This window comes from Lysinibacillus sp. CTST325 (assembly GCF_054665055.1).
Map to the genome: position 1 here is coordinate 356,708 of NZ_BAAFHO010000001.1, position 18,452 is coordinate 375,159.

The 18,452-nt window shown below is 35.0% G+C and carries 20 protein-coding genes and 1 pseudogene; 10 read left to right on the plus strand and 11 right to left on the minus strand.

The window, feature by feature from the left end; all coding sequences use genetic code 11:
• Nucleotides 1–34: 34 nt before the first annotated feature.
• The 3 genes from ACYQ73_RS01810 to ACYQ73_RS01820 form a co-directional block, all read right to left on the minus strand.
• Nucleotides 35–1,294, minus strand: a complete 1,260-nt coding sequence (locus ACYQ73_RS01810; protein WP_460010886.1) for a glutathionylspermidine synthase family protein — start codon at nt 1,292–1,294, stop codon at nt 35–37.
• 14 nt (nt 1,295–1,308) lie between these two features.
• Nucleotides 1,309–2,034: a hypothetical protein gene (locus ACYQ73_RS01815; protein ID WP_460010887.1), complete on the minus strand. Its 726-nt coding sequence runs from the start codon at nt 2,032–2,034 to the stop codon at nt 1,309–1,311.
• 156 nt (nt 2,035–2,190) lie between these two features.
• Nucleotides 2,191–3,237: a DUF418 domain-containing protein gene (locus ACYQ73_RS01820; RefSeq protein WP_460010888.1), complete on the minus strand. Its 1,047-nt coding sequence runs from the start codon at nt 3,235–3,237 to the stop codon at nt 2,191–2,193.
• Between the two features lie 220 nt (nt 3,238–3,457).
• On the opposite strand from ACYQ73_RS01820, the gene ACYQ73_RS01825 reads away from it, so the two are divergent.
• Complete coding sequence (locus ACYQ73_RS01825) at nt 3,458–3,721, plus strand: Parvovirus coat protein VP1-like protein (RefSeq protein ID WP_460010889.1); 264 nt, start codon at nt 3,458–3,460, stop codon at nt 3,719–3,721.
• Between the two features lie 53 nt (nt 3,722–3,774).
• Here the strand turns inward: ACYQ73_RS01825 and ACYQ73_RS01830 are convergent, their stop codons facing one another.
• Nucleotides 3,775–4,545, minus strand: a complete 771-nt coding sequence (locus ACYQ73_RS01830; protein WP_460010890.1) for a GNAT family N-acetyltransferase — start codon at nt 4,543–4,545, stop codon at nt 3,775–3,777.
• 173 nt (nt 4,546–4,718) lie between these two features.
• Here ACYQ73_RS01830 and ACYQ73_RS01835 point away from each other — a divergent pair, with 173 nt between their 5' ends.
• Nucleotides 4,719–5,243 (plus strand): GNAT family N-acetyltransferase, encoded by a 525-nt coding sequence (locus ACYQ73_RS01835; RefSeq protein ID WP_460010891.1) that lies wholly within the window; start codon nt 4,719–4,721, stop codon nt 5,241–5,243.
• A 225-nt stretch (nt 5,244–5,468) separates the two neighbouring features.
• On the opposite strand, the gene ACYQ73_RS01840 is transcribed toward ACYQ73_RS01835, so the two are convergent.
• Both ACYQ73_RS01840 and ACYQ73_RS01845 read right to left on the minus strand, forming a co-directional pair.
• Nucleotides 5,469–6,092, minus strand: coding sequence for an HAD family hydrolase (locus tag ACYQ73_RS01840; protein WP_460010892.1), 624 nt, complete (start codon nt 6,090–6,092; stop codon nt 5,469–5,471).
• A 179-nt stretch (nt 6,093–6,271) separates the two neighbouring features.
• Nucleotides 6,272–7,135, minus strand: coding sequence for an AraC family transcriptional regulator (locus tag ACYQ73_RS01845; RefSeq protein WP_460010893.1), 864 nt, complete (start codon nt 7,133–7,135; stop codon nt 6,272–6,274).
• Between the two features lie 338 nt (nt 7,136–7,473).
• On the opposite strand from ACYQ73_RS01845, the gene ACYQ73_RS01850 reads away from it, so the two are divergent.
• Nucleotides 7,474–7,860: an NUDIX hydrolase gene (locus ACYQ73_RS01850; protein ID WP_460010894.1), complete on the plus strand. Its 387-nt coding sequence runs from the start codon at nt 7,474–7,476 to the stop codon at nt 7,858–7,860.
• Between the two features lie 128 nt (nt 7,861–7,988).
• Here ACYQ73_RS01850 and ACYQ73_RS01855 read toward each other — a convergent pair whose 3' ends face one another.
• Complete coding sequence (locus ACYQ73_RS01855) at nt 7,989–8,198, minus strand: hypothetical protein (protein WP_460010895.1); 210 nt, start codon at nt 8,196–8,198, stop codon at nt 7,989–7,991.
• A 22-nt stretch (nt 8,199–8,220) separates the two neighbouring features.
• Nucleotides 8,221–8,397, minus strand: a complete 177-nt coding sequence (locus ACYQ73_RS01860; RefSeq protein ID WP_268635783.1) for a sporulation protein Cse60 — start codon at nt 8,395–8,397, stop codon at nt 8,221–8,223.
• A 218-nt stretch (nt 8,398–8,615) separates the two neighbouring features.
• Between ACYQ73_RS01860 and ACYQ73_RS01865 the strand changes: the two are divergent.
• From ACYQ73_RS01865 to ACYQ73_RS01875, 3 genes and pseudogenes are all read left to right on the plus strand, one after another.
• Nucleotides 8,616–8,824: pseudogene (locus ACYQ73_RS01865) on the plus strand (hypothetical protein); the annotation flags it as partial.
• Nucleotides 8,821–9,300, plus strand: a complete 480-nt coding sequence (locus ACYQ73_RS01870; RefSeq protein ID WP_460010896.1) for a hypothetical protein — start codon at nt 8,821–8,823, stop codon at nt 9,298–9,300. The pseudogene ACYQ73_RS01865 and the gene ACYQ73_RS01870, both read left to right, overlap by 4 nt.
• Nucleotides 9,301–9,428: 128 nt before the next feature.
• Entirely contained in the window at nt 9,429–10,529 is a 1,101-nt protein-coding gene (locus ACYQ73_RS01875) for a hypothetical protein (RefSeq protein WP_460010897.1), read from the plus strand.
• Nucleotides 10,530–10,668: 139 nt separating this feature from the next.
• On the opposite strand, the gene glnA is transcribed toward ACYQ73_RS01875, so the two are convergent.
• Nucleotides 10,669–12,003 (minus strand): type I glutamate--ammonia ligase, encoded by a 1,335-nt coding sequence (gene glnA, locus ACYQ73_RS01880; RefSeq protein ID WP_460010898.1) that lies wholly within the window; start codon nt 12,001–12,003, stop codon nt 10,669–10,671.
• A 458-nt stretch (nt 12,004–12,461) separates the two neighbouring features.
• Between glnA and ACYQ73_RS01885 the strand changes: the two genes are divergently transcribed.
• The 4 genes from ACYQ73_RS01885 to ACYQ73_RS01900 are packed head-to-tail and all read left to right on the plus strand — an operon-like array spanning nt 12,462 to nt 16,181.
• Nucleotides 12,462–13,592 (plus strand): SpoIIE family protein phosphatase, encoded by a 1,131-nt coding sequence (locus ACYQ73_RS01885; RefSeq protein WP_460010899.1) that lies wholly within the window; start codon nt 12,462–12,464, stop codon nt 13,590–13,592.
• Nucleotides 13,593–13,595: 3 nt separating this feature from the next.
• Nucleotides 13,596–14,018, plus strand: coding sequence for an ATP-binding protein (locus ACYQ73_RS01890; RefSeq protein WP_460010900.1), 423 nt, complete (start codon nt 13,596–13,598; stop codon nt 14,016–14,018).
• Between the two features lie 51 nt (nt 14,019–14,069).
• Nucleotides 14,070–15,740 carry a methyl-accepting chemotaxis protein gene (locus ACYQ73_RS01895; RefSeq protein ID WP_460010901.1) on the plus strand — a complete coding sequence of 557 codons (1,671 nt, stop codon included), beginning with the start codon at nt 14,070–14,072 and terminating at the stop codon, nt 15,738–15,740.
• Nucleotides 15,741–15,794: 54 nt separating this feature from the next.
• Nucleotides 15,795–16,181: an STAS domain-containing protein gene (locus tag ACYQ73_RS01900; protein WP_460010902.1), complete on the plus strand. Its 387-nt coding sequence runs from the start codon at nt 15,795–15,797 to the stop codon at nt 16,179–16,181.
• A 69-nt stretch (nt 16,182–16,250) separates the two neighbouring features.
• Here ACYQ73_RS01900 and ACYQ73_RS01905 read toward each other — a convergent pair whose 3' ends face one another.
• The gene (locus ACYQ73_RS01905; RefSeq protein ID WP_460010903.1) at nt 16,251–17,597 is read right to left on the minus strand and encodes a sodium-dependent transporter; all 1,347 of its coding nucleotides are present in this window, start codon (nt 17,595–17,597) and stop codon (nt 16,251–16,253) included.
• 168 nt (nt 17,598–17,765) lie between these two features.
• On the minus strand, nt 17,766–18,353 hold the full coding sequence (locus ACYQ73_RS01910; protein WP_460010904.1) for an ECF transporter S component: 588 nt from the start codon (nt 18,351–18,353) through the stop codon (nt 17,766–17,768).
• Nucleotides 18,354–18,452 lie beyond the last annotated feature (99 nt).

The window sequence follows — 18,452 nt, forward strand, 5'->3', positions numbered from 1 at the left end:
AACAGCGGAACTTTATAAAAAGTTCCGCCGTTTTTTAGGTTTCTTCCCTATATCCAACAGCTAACCAGTGCGAATCCCATTCTGTAATTTGATTGCCTACTCTACAAGATAAGCCACATGCACGATTATCAGCGATAAATGAGCCGATTAACCATTTCTTTGTTTGTAATCCATCTTTTAGCTTTATCGTTATAGAGGGCATTTCCACGTACTGCTGATAAATAAACAAATTATCATCATAATGGGTATATGCAGAGGCATTCGTTTTCGTACCATCCCCTGCATAAATTTCTACAGTATTCCCTTCCCGAGAATAGACAGGTTTCTTTACAAACGGCAAGTTTTCCTGAACAAATGGTTCTGCCGAAAGGTACGTTGGCAACATATATTTGTGAATAGCAGCTCGTTCTTCTGCATTAAAAAGAAGCGGATCATCTTTTCGTTCCCAAATCAGCCATAATAAAATTTTCGATTGCAGTACATATGCAGCGGGTGCGTTGATAATAGCAAGCTGCCCGTCTTTTACAAGTTCCAGTAATTGTAGACCTATACGATCACCATCGGAAGACATATCATCTATTAAAAACTCTACTGGGTGTGCGGGACGATACAAAATATCAATTTTCTCCATGGCAGGCGTATAAAGGCCACGAGCTATATTAGCAGTGTTACTAGAAAAAATGATTAGCTCTTGTATAGGAACATATTCCACATCAAAAGGTATACATTTCTTTAAAAACTGTACCTGACAATATTCCTCATAATCTTCCGTAGCTGTTTTCCCTGTAATGATGATTTTAGGTTTTTTCACATCATTTAAATAATGCATAGCTGCAAAAAGTGCACCAGACAAGGTTTTATGTAATGCTGAAACATCATTCGGACTATCAAATCCTAAATGCTGACAAAGTGCTTCATTGATCTCAAAGGTTTCTTGGACAAGAAATGGCGTTTCACCATTTAATTCAAGACATTTTAATTGTCCGTCCTCTGTACAAATAAAATCGAAGCGAGCCAGTACCGATTGTTGCTGTAAATAATCTAATTGAATATATGGTAGCATTTCAGAACGAATGCCTAGTGCTAAAAGTTGTTCATCCGATAAATGCTTAAATTGTTTCCCAACCTTTAAAAATATTTTCCAAAGTATAGTAGATGCATAGTTAATTTCCTCGATTTTCTCTTTAGGTAAATCTAATACATCGTATAAGGCGTACTCAAGGTCCTCAAAGTCTGGAAAGAAATTAGGAAATTGAGAATAAAACGCTTGACGTTGTTGAAAATGATTGTCCATATTGATTTCTCCTTTTAAGAAGATGAAGAGCCACCTCGAGAGGCACCACCTGAGCCAAAGCCTGATTTCCCCGTGCTAGATGATGAGTGACTTGAGTAAGAATTAGAACTATTCGTCGTTGAACCTGAACTATTTGAGTATGAACGCTTGCCGCTCGAATAAGACTTTGAATCGCTTGTATTTGAATTTGAGTTATTTGTTGTTGAATTATTTGTGCTATTCGTTGTTGAGTTATTTGAAATATTTGTCGTTGAGTTATTTGAGCTACTAGATGTTGTACCAGACGGATTTTGAGAGCCATTCGTCGTAATTCCATTTGAATTCGCATTTTTACTTTCGCTCGTATTGCTATAATTCGTTCGTGGTACTGCTGAACCGCCACCTTTATTCTCTCTATCTGTACCATTTCTTAAATTGCGACTTTTATAAATGGCACTTCCTATCATAGCTCCGGTAGTTGCATACATAAGTCCATTGAAGAAATGATGTGCATAATGCGGCGAATTTTCATCTAAACATTCGAACGAGCCATCATCACTTTCTTTCCATTTCTTACATGAATTTGCCATGTCGCTGTCATAGACACTTTGTAAACCATTCCCTGATGTTGAAGTATTATTTTCTTCCGTTACATTATTTGTATTAGTAGATTCTTCAATAGTCTGAGTTTCTGTATTCCCACACGCGGCTAATTGCATAGCCATAAATGACGCTGTTGTGACTGCTATGTATTTTTTCATTTGGTATTTCTCCTTTATGTGGATACCTATTTTACTATTTTACGGATGACTCCTTCTTTAGGTTTCACTTTTTACAAATTCATACATTATCATAGCACTAAAAACCCCCTAGCGGATTGAAATAATTTACCGCCAGAGAGTATCTCACAAAATTGTTTACTTATTCGGCACTGCTTTTCTTCCATATGTCATGAAGCGCCATACTTTTTCAAATGGCCCCATTTTAAAGAATTTAAACCAGATGACACTAAAGATAATTTGAATGATAAAAGTTAGGATTGCAATAATCACTACATCAGAAGGTGAAACAACTTCAAGCCCCATTAATGACATAATAGCTAGACCAATAAAGCTTTGAGCTAAATAGTTTGTAAATGCCATCTGACCAACTCGTCCAATTGGTTGAAGAAGCTTCGCGATGCGCTTATTCTCCAACATAACAAATAGACAAGTTAAATAAAAATACGTTGTCGGAATTACCCCTAAACCAATAATTAATTGAAGATTTTGATCTTCCCCTTGAGCAGCAAACCAAATCCAAAGCGAGATGCCTACAAAAAGTGGGAATGTCACAAATTGAATCCACTTTATTTGTTTTGAGTATTCACTAATACGACTAATCCAATCAGCTTTTGCTACTAAAAAACCGGTCAAAAACATGATGAAAATAGTAACTGCATCATTTCCTAAAATACCAAAAACAGATGAAAAAACTCCTTGATTTGGCATAAATAGTTGTCCAAGGATGCAAAGGACATGAACAGTAATAATAGCAAATAGCCATTTACTAATTGTTGAAATCTTTGCATTATAGAAGGGAATTAGTAAAAAGCCTATTACTGCATAGATAGCAAGGATAGAGCCCCAGAAAATAAAAATATGGACAATGCCAATTAATAATAAAGATAGTAACCGTCTTGCAAAACGCCATCTTGGCTTATCGCCACGCGCTTCTGCACGTGAAGCAAAAATATAAAAACCTACACCAAAGAGGAATGAAAAAATCGAAAAGAATTTCTTCTCAATAAAAATATCAATGAGCTTATCAATAATGCCATTAATTCCACTATAGTCAGGCATCGGACCTCCCTCTACTATCACCTGGTAGGCCGCTACATTTATAAACAGAATGCCAAATAACGCTAGCCCTCGAATAATATCTAAGGAAACGATTCTTTCTTTTTGAGTAACGGATGAATTCATTCTTAAAACTCCTTATCTTTTATACTTTACTGTGCTAAGACAATCATAACCTCTCATCCTTACAGTAGTTTTTTGAAAAGCTTACAGGAACCTTACATTTATAGATTTGTCTCATCAGTTAATGCTTTTTTTCACTTACATTAGTTTTTAATCCCCTTCTACAAGCAAAAATTTCATATTTTATAGTAACAATTATTTCTTTTAAAAAGGAGAATAGATAATGTACAGACACCGCAGATTTGGTTTTTGCTATCCTGGTTATAAATACTGTGGACCAGGATGTTCGGGACCAGGTAGACCTATCAACGCTGTAGATTCATGCTGCAAATTACACGACGAATGTTATGCTCGATATGGTAGATCAAGATATTGCGATGAAATGTTCCAAAATTGCTTACGACCACAAATGAACGCCAATACTAAAATGGCTAGAGATGCAAAATTGTTTTACAATATCTTCGGAATGCGTAATAGATTCTTTTAACTCATAAAAAATGCTCACGATGTTATTTTTCCAACGTGAGCATTTTTTATGAATTAAGATTTTGTATAGACTGCATATTTTTGCGGATTAGTAAAGCCAAGCTTAGTGCCTAAATGATAAGATGCTTGGTTATGGATATCGCAATCCCAACAAGGCTGAATATCATTTAAAATACAAAAATCAATAAATTTCTCTGCAATGAAGGTTGCTAATCCTTTTCCTCTATAATTCGAATCAGTAACTATATCAATCTCTGCAAATTGCTGCGATTTAAAAATAGAGACCGCTTCGCTAATAATTTTATCTCCATGCTGCAGACAAAAACCAAAGCCATTTTCAAGAAAATTATTAGTAGAATCCCAGTATTCCTCATAATATTGATTGTTAAATTCTAAACAATGTTCAATTTGATGTTGCTTGATTTTAATGAATTCATAGTCAAGCGACTTTCGCCTTTCTCTATCGTTATAAGCATTTATAGCAAAACTAAAAGAGTATCTTTCTAGCTTTTTCACATGATCGTTTAATCGATGTTCAATTTTTTCGATCCAATCATCCGAGTAAGAAAACAATGTGAAACGTTTACTTTGTTCAATAGATTCTTGTAGTAAAGATCCAAGTTTATTTACGATTTGATCGCTGGAAGACTCACCATAAACATAGTATATTCCTGATTTAGTTTGAAACAGCAATGAATGGAAGATTTCATTGTCGGCGTAGACAGTGCCTTCTATTACCTGATCTAGTATGCTATAGACAAATGTTGGTGCCCTTTCTATTGTTTCTTTAATAATCGAATAATTTTCGGCCGTTACCTTGATCATTATCATTTCCCCTATTCTTTTGATATATCTTCATTCATTATAAAGTTGATTGAAATCATTGGGGTTATTGTTTAAATATTGTATAATGGGTACATAAAATTGAAGGGACTGAATTATGCGCAGATAGCAATATTTTTCATCCAAACTTAATTAATAACTTGGAGGTAAAAGTATTGATAGAACAAATTTACACAAAAAGATTATATTTAAGAAAAATGAAGATGGCTGATGCACATATTTTATTTAATATTTGGTCAGATCCAGAAGTTACAAAATTTATGAATATCACTAATTTTACTCATGAAGAACAAGCAAAGGAAATGATTGAGCTTTTTGATGAATTAACTGAGGAGCGCAAAGCTATTCGCTTTACCATTATTGAGAAAGAATCAAATGAGATAATCGGCTCTTGTGGATTCAATTCAATTGACGAAGTTAACGCCTCAGCAGAAATCGGATATGATCTTGCTAAAGCTTATTGGGGAAAAGGCTATGCGCCAGAAAGTATTTCGGCTTTGATTGATTATGCTTTCACCACTTTAAACATAAATAGAATTGAAGCAAAAATCGAGCCTGGTAATATAAATTCTATAAAGGTAGTAGAAAAATTGAATTTTACTTTTGAAGGAACATTTCAGGAAAATGAAGAATCAAAAGAATCTACTTATGACATTAATGTTTATTCTTTATTAAAATAAATTGATGTGAAAATTATAATAGCCAAGAATGTTACCTATGAACATTCTTGGCTGCTTTCATTTCTGTTACTTAATCGGAATCCAAATTTCACAATCAAGATTAAATGAATCTTCGTCTGAGTACATATGTCCAAATAAGTAGGATGTTAAAATCCCCTATTCCTTTTAATAAAAATAAGAGTATAGAAACCGTCAGGAGAGACAACTCCATACTCCCTCTCTAGTTTAAACTATATTCAATAAATCTATTGGCTTTTCGATGATATAGTCATACTCCTCTGGCTTACCAAAACCATATGAAGCAAAAACAAAAGGGGTCCCTGCAAACTTTGCAGAAAGCCTATCTCCCTGTGTATCTCCCACATATACAGCTTTTTTTATGTGATTTCTTTCCATAATTAATTGAATATTTTCACCCTTTGACAAGCCTGTACGCCCCGGATTTTCAAAGTCAATGAAATATTTATCTAGATTATGATAAGCATAAAATGTTTCTATATAGCCCTCCTGACAATTGCTCACAATGAACAAGCGGAATTTTTTTGAAAGAGCTAGTAAAGTTTCTTCTAACTGCGGATATAAAATACCGCCATTACGTAATAAATCATCTTGCTCTTGCTGGCAGCATGCAAAAATAAGCTCCATCTGCTTTTCTTCATCAAGATAATCAAATAATACAGCTGCTATTTCTTGAATTTGTAAGCCCATCGTTTTAGATAAATCCTCTTCGGTTATCTTCCCTTTACCGTAAGGAGACGCCTGAACTACCTGCGTCCATGATTGCGCTACTGTTTTTCTTGAATCCCAAAGTGTCCCATCCAAATCGAAAATAATGCTATCTATGTCCATATGCAACCTCCTTCAATACATTATACAAAATATGGATGTTGAAGAAAGCGAAAATTTCTCTTAAGGATAATTTTTAGATACAAGATACGGTGTTTACTATGCTGGACTACACTATATAAAACATCATCACTACAAAAAATGGATTTGGCAAACTAATCGTTTACCAAATCCATTTATCTTTATTGAATTGGAATCCAAATTTCAGAGTATGAATCAGGGCTATATGCATCTTCATCAGGGTAAACTTCAAGTTCAGCTGTTCCTGCTGGTTTATATGGATTGGATGGGAACCACTCTGAATAAATTTGTTTCCAAGTATTTTGCATAGCATCTGGCATAGGGCCATGCACCTCAAAGACAACCCACTTCGATGCAGGTATCTCCAACGCTAATAGATTTTCTCCCACTTCCCCTACATGATCCGTAGCAATCCAGTAATCAATGAAACCATTTTGCCCTTGGTCTGTATTTGGTACACAAACACCTAGCGTCCCTTTGATGCTTCCGTTATTTAATTGGATAAGTTGATGATCGAAATTTTTCGAATTCATCTCATTCCAAAAATGAGGAATGTCTTGCAAGTTCTCACCATTTTGACAATTATATGTTCTTTTTACCCCTACTACTTGAAACTTTTCTTTTTCTACGATTTTATACTTCATTGGTTCTGCTCCCTTCAGACTTACCTGGATGACCAGGCGATTGTATGATTTTAGTTGTCCTTGCTTCTTTCTTGCTTCACTAGGCGTTAGATTATGCTGCTTACGAAATGCCTTTGTGAAAGCTTCAGGAGAGTCGTAGCCATATTTGTAGGCGAGATCGATTACTTTTTGCTCTGTATTTATTAACTCCTGTGCAGCTAATGTTAGCCTTCTACGTCTTATATAATCCGCAATAGACATATCCGTTAAAATCGAGAAAGTCCGTTGAAAATGAAAGACCGAAGAATTAACCTCTCGTACAATTTGTTCCATTGTGATGTCATCTAATAAATGCTCTTCGATGTAATTTATTGCTTTTTGAATCGACTCAATCCAACTCAATTGCTCTCACTCCTTGTTTATAGTTTAAAACATCAAAATTAGTTATTCCTGTCTTTTTATGCTAACTTTGGACAGGTAAAAATGAAAGCTTTTTTTATTGGCATATCACCATAACGTGGGGTTGATTTCCGTTCCGACCGGTCGCTTTCCTGAGGGCGTCCGATGAGCCGCTTCACTCGCGTTGCTCGCTCCAGGGTCTCATCTGTGACGCTGATCCCCAAGGAGTCGACCAGTCTCCACTCCAATCAACCTATATGCATAGAATTAACAAAAGTAACACCTATTTTTGGATAATATAGGTTAAAATAGTATAAAAAATTAGATTGGAGGTTTTGATATTGGTTAAATGGCAAGGTGCTGCAGGAATTTGCTTAAATAAAGAAAATCAATTATTAATGGTTTTGCAAGGGACTGAAGAGGAAGTAAAAACATGGTCAGTGCCATCAGGCGGAAAAGAAACTACTGAGAATTTTGAGACATGTTGTATCCGCGAAGTATATGAGGAAACAGGATTTGTAGTAGACATCGTCAGAGAAGTGTTACATAAAAATAATGATGCAGTGGAAGTTCGTTATTTTGAGACGATCATTACTGGTGGTCAAATGATGATACATGATCCCGATGAATTAATTTATGAAATTGCGTGGAAATCAAAAGAAGAAATACTCGATTTAACATTATCCTTCCCTGAAGATAGGAAATTTCTTTTATCATTATTTCAATAATTGCTCATGATTAATGGTAATAGGTAGATACCTATGGATAACAAAGATTGAAAGCTTACGCCTTGTGCTTGGCATTATCTCTCGCGGGTATTTCCCTCTTACCCGCGGGTAAACTCTTATAATATTAATTATTTAATTTTTACTTTTTCAACGACCGCTTCGTATAACGATCCATCATCGATTTTAATATATTGATTTTTTGCTGACTTACAATAGCCTTCTTTTTCTAGAAAATCCTTTAGCTCCGATTTCTTAGCAAATATTTTTTCAATGATATTTTGCTTCACTTCAGATTCATCTGTTCTTTTAGTAATGGATACCCAATATATTTTTGACATGGTATGTCCCCCTTTGAATCAATTATTTATAAATAATTAAAGCTGAATGTATAACTGTATGCTCCCCTATATATAACGTATTGTATTTAATATCCACTATTAAATAATCGCTTAAATCTAATAGAGCATTATTAATGTCATGTTCAAATTGAACAATGTCATTATTTTGGATTGTAACTACTTGAGTCGCTTGCGTCATACATTTTCCCCCTTTTCTTCTAATCATAGATTAATAGGAAGTATTTGTCACAGAATATTTTCGGTAGTAGCCGGGAACGCAATAGGAGTATATAGACCACTAGAAGATTATACGGAATATTCGGTAATATACACTTTAAATTCCTTTATAAACATGAGATGATTGGAGCGAAGCTGAGCAACTTCTTAGGTTCAACATTAAGATGAATCCCTCGAGTTCGTTTTAAAGGTGTTGCAACTAAGTATCTTGATAATTATCTTACTTGGTTCTTATTTGTCGATATCGTAGTAATGAAAGTACAAAACACAATATTAAAGAGTTCTTGTTTACATCTTTTTTGTTCGAAATGACAGATACCATTGAAAGCCTTCGTCTGTCCATATTTAATTTTTATATGGTTCTGCTAAAGATAGGAGTTTTAGTATGAATATAAATGTAACGGCGGAAGTATATAGGTTAGGGATTTTAATAGGTCTTTATTCCGTTCAGGATGTGATTAAATGGGCTGATAATGTTATTGAACGCCTTGATAATCCACCGTATGAAGTAATTGAAATATCATTGTCTTCACAGGAAAAACCCATTGATGTCTGTTCGAAATTAAAATTGTTCAATGGAGGTTTAAATAATGACGACCTTCCTTCTAAGATATTACTCGGGCTGCTGAACGAATATTTTCTTTCAATCAACAACGTATCAGACGTTTTTTCAATGTTATTTCGATTAATTGACCATTTACAGTTAGTCGAAAGTAATAAGTGGATAGAGGTTGAAATGATTTACTTATCGGATGCTTTTTATTTAGCAGACCAAAATATATATGGTGATTTGAATGAAGTGGGTAATAATTTAAAGAATTATTTATCTCAGTTCGAAGATTATGCAAAATATTTATCCATATAGCGGCATTTATGAACTACATGAAGTTGAAATATGATTGAGAAGCCATTTCCCTAAAATTCATTTAAAAAAACAACATTAAACATTAACACAGCCTATAAAAATATCGTAGTTCAAATGGAGAGATTCACTTGAAAGTAATAGAGCGAACAATAATACTATCGTGTGCAGCTATATTCCTATTCATTGTTTTTAAAGCCGTATACAATGGTGTACAGTCAAATAGATCTTTGATTAAACCCCAAAGTTCAAATTATTATCAAATAACCGATAAAGATTTTAATAAAACAGTAGACGTACCTTTTACTAATATTCACTCATATAGAGGGAATGCTGACTATATTTATATGAGTGTAGATCAAGAAAGTCCTTCTCTTGATAATAAAATTATTCAATATAATCGCAAGACTCAAAAATGCACAACTATTTTTACCAGTAAATTCAAATTACCGTCGGTTCAAGGGGTAGAATTAAATGATAATTGGTTATTGTGGGTAGATACCGATGAAAATGGAGGGTATCTGAATCCATATTTTATGAATTTAAAGACGCAAGAACTTCAACCATTAACAAAAGAAAATGAAGAAAATGTTATTAATGATTTCCCCATACTGATCGGAGACTACGCTACTTGGATTAAAAAGGACAGAAAAAGTGAAAAAGCGGAAGTTATGCTTAAGAATCTCAAAACAGACGAAACTATAAGTATAATTAATTCAAATAGCCTTACATTCATAAATATGTCTTTATCTGCAAAGGATGGAAAAATATTATTTACTGATGAAAAAGATCATTTTGGATACCTCTATTTATATGATGTAAAAAGTAAAGAAATAAAAGAATTTAAGAGTTCATATGAATTTATTGATAGGGCAAGACTACTAAATGATCGACAATGGTTTTACCTAACATTTGACGACCCTTCTAAACCTTCAACTGGTGATGGTAAGCTAATTTTTTATGACGCTTCGACCAATCATACACAAGAAGTTGTTTCGGATATTGATAGTGTAAGTGATCTTAACATTGATTTTAATAATCAAATATATTTATTTTTCAATGATAATGAGTACTATAAAAAATTTAAGATAAAGGATCATCTATTAGTTGAGGATGGTTGGTTAGAAATACCGAATTTTTTTAGATTTTCAGCTGAAAATGGTGTTTATATCCATGACTATGAACTAAATGAAAAAGGCAAATTAATAATTCAAAGTAAGCTAACTAACTAAAAAAAGACTATCCCTATCAAGGAAAGATTAGGATGGCCTTCATTGTATTTTTAAATCAACTATGCCTCGGCATAATTGTATCCGGAATCGGAAAGAAGTTAAAAAAGTGTCGGGGCACTAAAGCCCCAACACTCCCCTTCTAATACATTTTTAAATATTCTTCCCGCTCCCAGTTATGGACACGTGTGCGGTATTTATTCCATTCTATTTCTTTAGCAGCCGTGAATTTTTCAAAGATATGATCTCCCAGTGCTTCACGTACAGTATGATCCATTTCTAGTTCAAGGAGTGCATATTCCAAAGACGATGGAAGGTTGTCGATATTATTCAATTCACGTTCTGCTCGTGACATTTTATAAATATTGCGATCTACGGCGTCTGGTGGTGTGAGGTCTTTGCGAATGCCATCGAGCCCAGATGCTAAAATAACAGCCATTGCTAAATAAGGATTCGCAGCTGGATCGACAGAACGCAGCTCGATACGTGTTGATAGTCCTCGTGAAGCTGGAATTCGAATAAGTGGTGATCGGTTTTGTGCAGACCATGCTACATAGCAAGGAGCCTCATAGCCCGGCACTAATCGTTTATAGGAATTAACAAGTGGGTTTGTTATAGCTGTAAAGCCGTGTACATGTTTTAGTATCCCTGCCATAAAGCTACGCGCTGTTTGGCTTAATTGCAATTCTGCACGTTCATCATAAAACGCATTTTTATCCCCTTCAAATAATGATAAGTTGAAATGCATGCCAGAACCGTTAACACCGAATAGTGGCTTTGGCATAAAGGTTGCATGCAGTCCATGCTGTGCAGCTATCGTTTTTACAACAAGTTTAAACGTTTGAATATTGTCACATGCTTCGATCGCACTTGCATATTTAAAGTCAATTTCATGTTGACCAGGTGCAACCTCATGGTGTGATGCCTCAATTTCAAAGCCCATTTCTTCTAACTCTAATACGATATCACGTCGACAGTTCTCCCCTAAGTCAGTCGGGGCTAAGTCGAAATACCCACCACTATCATTTAACTCAAGTGTTGGATGACCTTTTTCATCCAGCTTAAATAAGAAAAATTCTGGCTCTGGCCCTAAATTAAATGAGCTAAAACCTAATTCCTCCATCTCCTTTAAAACCCTCTTCAGATTGGAGCGTGGGTCACCTTCAAATGGTGTACCATCTGGTCTAACAATATCACAGATAAATCGAGCCACTTTACCTTTTTCAGCCGTCCAAGGAAAAATTACGAAAGTATTACGGTCAGGGCTCAAGTACATATCTGATTCCTCAATGCGTACGAAACCTTCAATGGATGAACCATCGAACATAATTTTATTGTCCAATGCTTTTTCTAATTGACTAACTGGTACTTCAACGTTTTTTATTGTTCCTAATATATCAGTAAATTGTAGGCGAATAAATTTCACATTTTCTTCCTTAACACGACGTTTAATATCTTCTTTTGTAAAACGTTTCATTTTCCACCACTCCAATGTAATTTTAATTAACACAACTCTTTTATAACTGTTTTTAAAATACATTAAAAAGAGGAAAAACACAATATCTATGTAAGGTTTTATTACATGCATTTTATCGAATATATTTATCTTTTTTTCAGATGGATAGAGTCCGCCTCCCTTCCCACTTATCATTTAAGGTCTTTAGACTCACCATACGGTAGTTTAACTGAAATATTTTTGACTTTATTGCTTGTAGCAAGAATTTTATTTCCATATTTTATATCACATTAGTCTTGTGTAATGTCATATTTATTGGTAAATTTATAGCAAATTAGAATTTCTGTATTATTCATCAGATAAGTAAATATGGCGTATATATAATAGTCGGAAATTATCATATCCATTTTACCTTGGCGTAACTTCGTCCGAGGCTTTATCTTCTGTTAAAGATACATAAGGCGGTGAATGTAAGAAGCATGTCAGTATTAATTATTGGCAGCGTAAGTAATGATGTGTTGCGTCTGCAAAAATATTTTCATCGTATCGACATCAAAAATATTCATTGCTTTACAACAACTGACGCGGCAATGAATTATTTAGCAGATTCTTTGAAAGAAGAGCTGGAATTAATTATTCTCGATGCAAAAATGACACTTAAAAATTGCGAAAACATTTGTCAACAAATTGACGAACTAAAGAGCTGGCTCGATGCCCCTATCCTTCTTTCTACTACTTACGAAAAAAGCATTACAATTGATAGGGTTTTTGAAGCTGGGATTTTCGATTTCATTTTAAAACCATTTGATTTCACCCAGTTTAAAACTAGGATTCAGGTGGCCCTTAAATATCAAAAGGAATCTAAGCTACGAAAGCAGCAAGAAGGTATTATTCAAAAAGATTTAATTATCGCGAAGAAATTTCAAAAAAATGCATTATCACCCTCACTGAATCTTGAGCATATTCAGATAGATGGGCTTTATGTTACATCCAATACATTAGGTGGTGACATGTACTGCTGGTTTAAGATTAATGAACACTTAACTGCGATTCTTCTTTACGACGCAATGGGACATGGCATTGCCGCATCACTCGTTACAATGTCCATTAGATCTTTGTTAAAAGGAATAATTACAAAATTAATTGATCCAGTTTTAGTAATCCGAGAACTTAATCGTCAAATTTATGAGCTATTTTCCGATGAAGATATGGACCGTTTTTTAATGACAGCCATCTACATACTCATTGATACGAAAAACGGAACTGTACACTATGTTAATGCAGCTCATCCATCTGGTTTCTTATTTGGAAAATACGGAGAGACGGTGTTCCTCCCAGCAAATACACCTATCTTAGGGCTATTCCCAACCATTCATATCAATAAGAAAACGATACCTTTATCCGGATGGCATCGCATAATACTTTATACGGACGGCTTATTGACAATTAATGAGCAACACGTTGTTGATATGGACTTTTTCCATTCTTATGCTTCACAAGATAATGGCTACGCCTTGCAAAAATTTTCTCAAAAATATGATTTATTCGACAATGATTACAGCGATGATATCACAGTAGTTTCAATAACAATTACATTACAGGGTCGGTGATTGATGATGGAATTCATACTCAATGTAAATCCTGATACACAAGCTATAGCTTATGTAGATCAAATTATGGAGAATTATACCAATGTATATAATCTACCTTTTAAAAGAGAATTACGATTTGTCGTACATGAATTATTTATAAATGCTGTGGCAGCTGTTGAAAAGATGGAGCCACATTCAAAAAAAGCAATTCAAGTACACGTATCCCGCTCTAATGAAGAAATAAAAATAACAGTTACTGATGAAGCGAAAGGAATCGCTGAAAATGATTGGAATAAGGTTCTCCAATTTAATTTGAACGAACCCGATTATTCAGATCGCGGGCGAGGTTTATTTTTTATTAAAAATATGGTCGACCATATTTGGTTTGAACATATTTCTGAAACGAAATTTTTAGTTGGTATTTCAAAAAAAATTCATGTATAAAGTAAACGTATAATTGGAGGAGTTTTCATGAAGTTGTCAATCCGAAAAAAAATGAGCCTGTTAATATTCGGGTGTATTTTGCTACTTACTACACTTTTAGCAGGAATAAATTTTTATGTTGCCAAAAAAAATCTTTTAGAAAGTGCAAATACAAAGCTTTTATCAGATATTCAATTAGGCTATGAATATTTAGATGCTAAATTCCCCGGAGAATGGTCCATTAAAAGCAATCAATTATATAAAGGCGACGTCAAAATGGTAGACAACTTTGAGGTAGCTGATAAAGTCGGCGAGTTAACAAACGGAAATGTCGTCTCAATCTTCCAAAACGATACTCGTATTAGTACAAATATAGTCGAAAATGGAGAACGCGCATTAAATACAAAGGTTTCTGATGAAGTTGCGAAAGTTGTACTAGGAGAAAAAAAACGTTTTATCGGATCAGCAAATGTCTTGGGTAGTATGCACCAAGGAGCCTATGACCCAATTTTAAATAGCCAAGGAGATGTTATTGGCGTATGGGCGACTGCTGTACCTACCGCTCCATATATAAGTATTGCTACAAAGTCTGCACTGGAAAATGTAGTGATTTCCTTAGGAATTGCCATATTAATGATTGTTGGGATTAGTTGGTTTTTACAGCGACAAATCATCACACCTATCAATATTTTAAGTTCGAATGCTAAAGAGCTAGCAGATTTAGATTTAAATGTAAAGTTATTAAATCCTAAAGGTAAAGATGAGATTGCTGTTTTAGCAAATGCCTTTAATGATATGAAAAATCGTTTAACAGAGACGATGACAATCGTAGCTGGTAGCGCCAATCAAATAGCTAACTCATCGCATTCATTAGCAGAATCATCACATCAAACAAGTGAGGCTTCTAACCAAATTGCACTTACGATGAATGAAATTGCAGTTGGTACTACGACTCAATCTGATCAAGCTGAACAAATAGTGACTATGATGCAAAAAACAATTGGAGAAGTATCGAGCAGTTTACAAAAGGCCGAAAGCACGTTAAATAGTGCTATAGAATCTACCCATTTTGCACGCCAAGGTGAAGAGGCAATCAATGAAGCTATAAAACATTTAAGCGATGTCACACAAACAGTGTCTTACGCGACAGATTCTATCCAAAAACTCGGTAAACGCTCTGAAGAAATTGGCGGCATTATTACTGTTATTACGGGTATCGCAGAGCAAACAAATCTACTTGCACTCAATGCAGCCATCGAAGCAGCACGAGCAGGCGAGCAAGGAAAAGGCTTTGCCGTCGTTGCATCAGAGGTACGCCAGTTAGCCGAGCAATCAAGTTTAGCATCAGGACAAATTACAAATCTCATTAAAGATATTCAGGCTGAAACTTCTGTGACAGTTCGCACGATGGAAAGTAATCTACTAGCAGTAGAGGAGCAAGTAACCATTATCAACAAGGGAGGAACTGCATTAAAGGAAATCGTTGAAAAGGTTGAAGAAACAGAAAAAGGCGTTGAGCAGATGAAGGCTGCATTTACGAATGTAAACAACAACTCCTTAGGGGTTCAAAAAGCCATTCAAGATATTTCCCGCATCATTGAAGACTCCGCCGCAGCAACAGAGGAAATTGCCGCAACATCGGAAGAACAGTATGCAACTGTGGCAGAAATTACACAAAGTTCAGATGAGTTAGCATCTATTGCTGATAAATTACAAAATGAAGTCAATAAATTCAAGTTTTAACTTCTATAGAATTAGAATTTCCTAACATGAAAAAGAAAATGGAGGCGCTATAGTATGAATCAGAAGAAAATTGCGATGGATATTGACACAAAGGCTGATTATATTTTGATTGCGTTTATGGGCGATTTAGAATATGGGTTGATTGAAGAGATAAAAATTGAGCTTCAATCATTAAGCTTGGAAACAATGCATGGATATATTATCGATATGCAAAAGGTTACAAACATCGATAGTACCGGCTTTGGCATGATTGTCAATTTCGCAAAGAAAGTATCTGTAAAAGAAAAGAAAATCGCCATTATTGTTGTCGATGATTTCATTCGTAACTTGTTTGCTATTTCACAAGTCGATAAAGTATTCCCTATTACTAAAAGCGAAGAGCAAGCAAGACAGATCATTAAAGAAGGCTGGCTAGGTGAACTATCACTTAGCGAATACTAACCCTGTTGTTGCCCTCCCAAACATAAAAGTAGGTTGCATTCCTATTAAACGGAATGCAACCTATTCACTTTAATATTGTAAAAGCATATTTACAAACACAACGATAATCACAAAAGGTACTACTATTAACATCAGTAGTCGATACGTTGAATAGAACCCCTGCCCCATTTGACTTCCTATTAATAATTCCTTCTTCACAATTTCTTTATCAACTACATACGCAATAAAAATAGCAATCAATAAGTTACCTAACGGAAGCATTAAATTAGATACTAAAAAGTCAGTTGCATCAAAAATTGTTTTTCCAAAAATTGATACATCCGCTAAAGTACTTGATGAAAGCGCTGCAGGAATCGCCGCAATAAAGACTACTACACCTAGTAGCATCGTCAATGCAGAACGAGACATACGTCCCTTTTCCATAAATGCCGCTACGATAATTTCATATAAACTGAATGAAGAAGTTAGCGTTGCGAATAAAAATAATAATAAAAACATCGCTAAGAATATTTCACCAAATGGCATTTGACTAAATGCTGTTGGCAGAACCATAAACAGTAAGCCAGGTCCAGATGCTGGTTCTAAATCAAAAGCAAATACAACAGGGAAAATTGCTAATCCTGCTAAAAACGATACAAGCACTGTGAGAAGAACAACGGAGCCTGCGGAATTAGGTAAGCTCACATCTTTCTTTAAATAGGAGCTGTACGTCACAAGACAAGAAAACCCTACCGCTAAGCCAAAGAAAGACTGCCCTAACGCTTCTAATATAGCCTTTCCAGTTATATTGGAAAAGTCAGGCCATAAGAAGAACTTAACCCCCTCCATTGCCCCATCTAATGTTAAAGCCCTCACAACAAGCACAATAAACATAATGAATAATAAAGGCATCATCCACTTATTGGCCTTTTCTATACCATTTTGCACACCAAGTGAAATGACTAATACATTTACTAGCGTAAACAGCCCTAAACCTAGTAATGTAATCCAAGGTGTTCCTACAATCTTTGCAAATAGTTCACTAGGATCAACGGAAGGATCAATAACAGCCCCAGTCACACCAAGGCCACTATATATAAAAATCCAACCTCCTACAACACTGTAAAAACTTAATAATAAAAAACAGCCGAGCACACCCATACGACCAACCCAAGCCCAACCTGTTTTTGTAGGTGCAATTTTTTTATAGGCAGTTACAGCCTCAGACTGTGTACCACGACCTAAAATATATTCTGATAACAACATCGGTAAACCAATCAGCAATGTAAATAGAACAAAAATAAGGAAAAACGCTCCTCCACCACTTTGTCCAGTAACATAAGGAAGCTTCCAAATTGCGCCTAGTCCAATTGCAGCTCCAGCCGATGCTAAAATAAAGCCTAGTTTACTAGACCACTGACTCTTTTTTTCACTCATCTCTTCAAACTCCTCTAACTTACTCAACTCTTCCTTATTCTACAATAAAATAATACACTCGACTAGATTAATTCTATACGTTACTTTTGCGTAATATTATCCAACACCTCAACCATCATTCTAAATAAAAAAACCTCGAACGCTTAACAGCTCGAGGTCTCATCCTAATTATTTTGTTAAATACATGGAACGCTGATTATTAATCCATTTACGCATCGTTGTAAATAGTAATGCCATGATGATAGTAATTAAAATACCTTTTACAATGTTAAATGGCAATATACCAGCTACGATCATTTTATATAGTGAATCACCTACAACAGGCTCCATACCTAAAAAGTAAGTGTACATAGGTAAAAATACTGCATAGTTAAGAATGCTCATCCCTACTGCCATTACAATTGTTCCAGCAGCTAAACCTCCGATAAGGCCTTTAACTGTTTTGGAGCGATTAAAAACAAAACTCACTGGTAGAATAAATAAAATACCTGTCACAAAGTTCGCGATATGTCCTACCGGTACTCCCGTTGGCGTGCCTGAGAAAACCCAGTCCAACACATTTTTAAATAATTCTACTAAAATACCAGCTACAGGTCCCATAGTGATCGCTGCTAGTAATGCTGGCATATCACTGAAGTCCACTTCCAAAAACGCTGGAAATGGCGGAATCGGGAAATTAAAAAGCATTAATAAAAACGAAATACTGCTCAGCATGCCAATCGTAATATACGATTGAAGTTTAACATTTTTCTTCATAGAAAACTCTCTCCTCTTTGCTGATTCAATCTCGCAAGAAGAAAGGTTACGACCTAATCGATTATCATCATGAAAGAACCCTTATGCAAAAGAGCATAA

Coding starts and splice junctions, on each gene's coding strand:
- ACYQ73_RS01810 (WP_460010886.1), bottom strand. CDS start 1,294: ATGGACAATCATTTTCAACAACGTCAAGCGTTTTATTCTCAATTTCCT.
- ACYQ73_RS01815 (WP_460010887.1), bottom strand. CDS start 2,034: ATGAAAAAATACATAGCAGTCACAACAGCGTCATTTATGGCTATGCAA.
- ACYQ73_RS01820 (WP_460010888.1), bottom strand. CDS start 3,237: ATGAATTCATCCGTTACTCAAAAAGAAAGAATCGTTTCCTTAGATATT.
- ACYQ73_RS01825 (WP_460010889.1), top strand. CDS start 3,458: ATGTACAGACACCGCAGATTTGGTTTTTGCTATCCTGGTTATAAATAC.
- ACYQ73_RS01830 (WP_460010890.1), bottom strand. CDS start 4,545: ATGATCAAGGTAACGGCCGAAAATTATTCGATTATTAAAGAAACAATA.
- ACYQ73_RS01840 (WP_460010892.1), bottom strand. CDS start 6,092: ATGGACATAGATAGCATTATTTTCGATTTGGATGGGACACTTTGGGAT.
- ACYQ73_RS01855 (WP_460010895.1), bottom strand. CDS start 8,198: ATGTCAAAAATATATTGGGTATCCATTACTAAAAGAACAGATGAATCT.
- ACYQ73_RS01860 (WP_268635783.1), bottom strand. CDS start 8,397: ATGACGCAAGCGACTCAAGTAGTTACAATCCAAAATAATGACATTGTT.
- ACYQ73_RS01870 (WP_460010896.1), top strand. CDS start 8,821: ATGAATATAAATGTAACGGCGGAAGTATATAGGTTAGGGATTTTAATA.
- glnA (WP_460010898.1), bottom strand. CDS start 12,003: ATGAAACGTTTTACAAAAGAAGATATTAAACGTCGTGTTAAGGAAGAA.
- ACYQ73_RS01885 (WP_460010899.1), top strand. CDS start 12,462: ATGTCAGTATTAATTATTGGCAGCGTAAGTAATGATGTGTTGCGTCTG.
- ACYQ73_RS01890 (WP_460010900.1), top strand. CDS start 13,596: ATGATGGAATTCATACTCAATGTAAATCCTGATACACAAGCTATAGCT.
- ACYQ73_RS01895 (WP_460010901.1), top strand. CDS start 14,070: ATGAGCCTGTTAATATTCGGGTGTATTTTGCTACTTACTACACTTTTA.
- ACYQ73_RS01900 (WP_460010902.1), top strand. CDS start 15,795: ATGAATCAGAAGAAAATTGCGATGGATATTGACACAAAGGCTGATTAT.
- ACYQ73_RS01905 (WP_460010903.1), bottom strand. CDS start 17,597: ATGAGTGAAAAAAAGAGTCAGTGGTCTAGTAAACTAGGCTTTATTTTA.
- ACYQ73_RS01910 (WP_460010904.1), bottom strand. CDS start 18,353: ATGAAGAAAAATGTTAAACTTCAATCGTATATTACGATTGGCATGCTG.